Below are 3,334 nucleotides of genomic sequence, written 5' to 3' on the forward strand. Positions count from 1 at the left end.
GCCCGGAACCGTCCAGTTGTGCTCCGTCCCGTACCCCTCGATGGAGCGGGCGCCCACGGACTGCGCGCGGGCCTCCTCGGCCTGGAAGGTGGGAACGGTCCGCTGGGCCTCGTCCAGGACGGGCCCACGGCCGGGACCGGGCCAAGGACCGAGGCCGGGCCCAGGACCAAAACCGGGGCCGGGCCGGGACCCAGGGCCGGGACCCAGGGTCGGGTCCCTGGGGCCGGCCGGAGCCGGGGCCGGGCATAGGGCTGGGGCCCTGGGGCCGGCCGGGGGTGCCGTGGGCCTTTGGAGCCGGTCAGGCGGTGGCCGGGGAGCGGCGGAACATGCGGGTCGCCGTGATCTCGCCGTGGATCGTCTCCGTCTCCGCGGACTGCTGGGGCAGACCCGGGCGCAGGTGCTCCTCGACGCTGATGTACTTCAGGCCGGCCCGCAGGTCGGCGTCGTTGCGCAGCCGGATGACGAGCGGGAACTCGGCGAGGGCCGTCGTGTCGAACAGGCCGGTCGTGTAGAGCAGCTGGACACCGAGCGCGTCGGACACGGCCCGCTGGAGTTCCAGCAGGTACGTGGCGTTCGCGCGGCCGATCGGGTTGTCGAGGAACAGCGTGCCCGCGTGGCGGTGCTTGTCGCGGCCGCGGTCGTTGCTGCGCAGTGCGGCCATCGTGCAGTACAGCGCGATCGCCGCGGTCAGCAGCTGGCCGCCGGAGAACACGTCGCCCATCTGCCCCACGGGCACGCGCTCGGCGCGCAGCACGGCGTCCGGCTTGAGGATCTCGACCGCGATGCCCTTGGGTTCCAGGGCCGCCTGGACTCCGCGCAGCAGCAGGGACATGCCGTCGCGGCGGCCCTCGCCGAAGGAGGCGCTGCTGTTCTTCTTCACCGCGGCGCGGGTCGCCTCGTCGATGACCTCGCCGAGGCGTTCGGTGAGGGTGGCCTGGTCCGGCTCCTCGAAGCGGATGCGCAGGAACTCCTGGCCCGACCACTCCCCCAGGCCTTCGGGGAGCTGGGAGAGCCGCTGGGCGGAGCGCAGGGTGGCCAGGGCGGACTCGACGAGTCCGCGGAGGCGGTCGACGATGCTGTCGCGGTTGCGTTCCAGCTGGGCCAGCTCGTCGGTGAGGACGCGCAGCCGGGGTGCGAAGGCCGCCGCCCAGGCCGCGGCGTGCTCGGGCAGGGCGGAGGCGGGCAGTTCGCGGATCTGCTGGCGCGCGGGGGTGCGGACCTGCTCGTACCGGTTGGCGTTGGCGTGGCGGACCAGGATGTCGCTCGCCTCGCGGACCGCCGACTCGGCGGCCGAGAGGTCGGCCGCGCAGCCGCGCAGGGAGCGGCGCGCCTCGGCGGCGGACTGCCGGGCCTCCTCCAGCGTGCCCGGGTGGGCCGCCGGTTCCTGCTCGTCGTCCTGGTGGGTGTGGTCGCGCAGCAGGTCCCGCAGCAGCGCCGCGGTCTCGTCGAAGCCGCCGGCGCCGTCCTCGGCGGTGCGGTGGGCTCGCAGCAGGTCGGCGTGGGCGGCCCGGGCGGTCTCCACGGCCGCGGTGTGCGCGGCGAGCTGGGCGGTGGCGGTGCGCAGCAGCGCCTGGGCCTGCTCGACGTCGGCGGGGACCAGTTCCTCGGGCAGCTCGGTGTGCGCCTCGCCCTCGGTGGGGGCGTGCCGTTCGGCCTCGCCGCGGAGCCGGCCGAGCTGCTCGCTGGCGACTTGCGCGCGGGTCTCCAGCATCTGGACGAGGGACTCGGCGCGGGCGGCGGCCGCCTGCCGGGAGGGGCCGTCGGCGCCGTCGGTGCCTTCGAGGAGCTGGGCGGCGCGGGTGCGGACCTTGTTGGTGAGCCGGTCGAGTTCGGCGAGGGCGGCGCTCTCGTCGCTTTCGGCGCGGGCCTGTTCGGCGCGCAGGTCGGCTCCGACGCCGACCTTCTCGTACAGCCGGGAGGCGGCCCGGTAGGCCTCGCGGAGGTCGGGCAGCGGCGCCTTGGCGGTGCCGTCGTCCTCGGGCAGCGATTCGGGGGCGCCGGCGATCTCGGCTCGCTCGGCGCGCAGGGCGCGGGCGGTGCGGCGGGCGTCGTCGGCGGCGCGCTGGGCGGCGCGGCGGTCCTCGTCGGCGGCCCGGGCCCGGTCCAGGCAGACCTCGGCACGGGCTTCGGACTCGGCGGCGTCGTCGGCGAGTTCGCGGACCTTGGCCTGCCAGCCGGCGCGCTCGCGCAGGCGGAAGGCGAGTCCGGCGAGGGCGTCGGCGGCGCGGCGGGCCCGCTGGGCGGAGTCCTGGCGCTCGTCGCGGACGCGGGCGGCGTCGGCGGCGGCCTCGTCGGCCTCGGCGCGCACGGTACGGGCTTCCGCGAGTTCGGTGTCGGCCTCCTCCGCGAAACCGCGGGCCGCCTCGGCCTGCCGGGCGAGCTCGGCGAGGCGGCCGGCCGGGCAGCCGGTGCGCCAGGAGGCGAGGCGGGCGGCGAGTTCCCGGTCGCCGCCGAGGCGGGCGGCCAGGTCGCGGATCTCGGTGTCGCGGGCGGTGGCGCGGGCCCGCACTGCCCGGCGCTCCTCGTCGGCGGCCTGTTCGTCGTGCATGGCCGGGTTCGGCGAGACGATGAAGATGCCGGAGACCGCCGAATCCGCGTCGACGGGCGGTACCGGGGCCAGCAGGGCGGCGGCCGTGCCGACGGCGACGGTGGAGCGGGGCAGCAGGGCGGCGCCGGAGAGGACCTCGCGGGCCCGGGCGTGGGTGTCGGGGTCGGTGATGACGACGCCGTCGACGAGCTCGGGGCGGGCTGCGAGGACGGCGGCGTGGTCGGCCGGGTCCACGGCCTGGGCGAGGTAGCGCCAGCCCGGCAGGGCCGGGATGCCGTGCTCGCCGAGGTATTCGACGGTGGCGAGGACGTCGGGGCCGGGCGGCAGCAGGCCGCCGTCGCCGAGTGCGCCGAGGATGCGGGCGTCGTCGGCGGCGGCGGTGCGCAGCTCGAACAGCTGGCGTTCGGCGGCCCCGACCGCGCGGGTGAGCATCTCGTGCAGCTGGTCGGCGTTGCGGTCGAGGTCGGCGACGGTGAGTCCGCCGGCCGCGTCGCCCGCGGCGGCGCCGGGGGATCCGGCGGAGCCGTGCGCGGCTGCGGCGGTGCCGGCCTGCGTACCGGTTCCCGCGGCGGTGCCGGAGTCCGCGGCGGCACCCGAGCGCGGATGGGGGAGGAAGGTTTCGGGGACCGGCGGGAGGCCCAGCAGTTCCGCCAGGCGGGGGGCTCCGGCCAGGGAGGCGGCCGCCCGGTACTCGGCGTCGTGTGCGGCCTCGGCCGCGTCGGCGGCGTGGGCGGGGGGGGGGGCGGGGGGGTAGGGGCGGGGTGTGCGCCCGGGGGGGGCGGGGGC

Annotated in this window: 1 pseudogene; it reads right to left on the reverse strand. The window is 77.6% G+C overall.

Features of this window, described 5'->3' with window-relative positions:
- Positions 1-298: 298 nt before the first annotated feature.
- A pseudogene (locus ACFXA3_RS39175) lies at positions 299-3,334 on the reverse strand (hypothetical protein); the annotation flags it as partial.

It is taken from the genome of Streptomyces sp. NPDC059456, assembly GCF_042750055.1.
GTDB lineage: Bacteria > Actinomycetota > Actinomycetes > Streptomycetales > Streptomycetaceae > Streptomyces.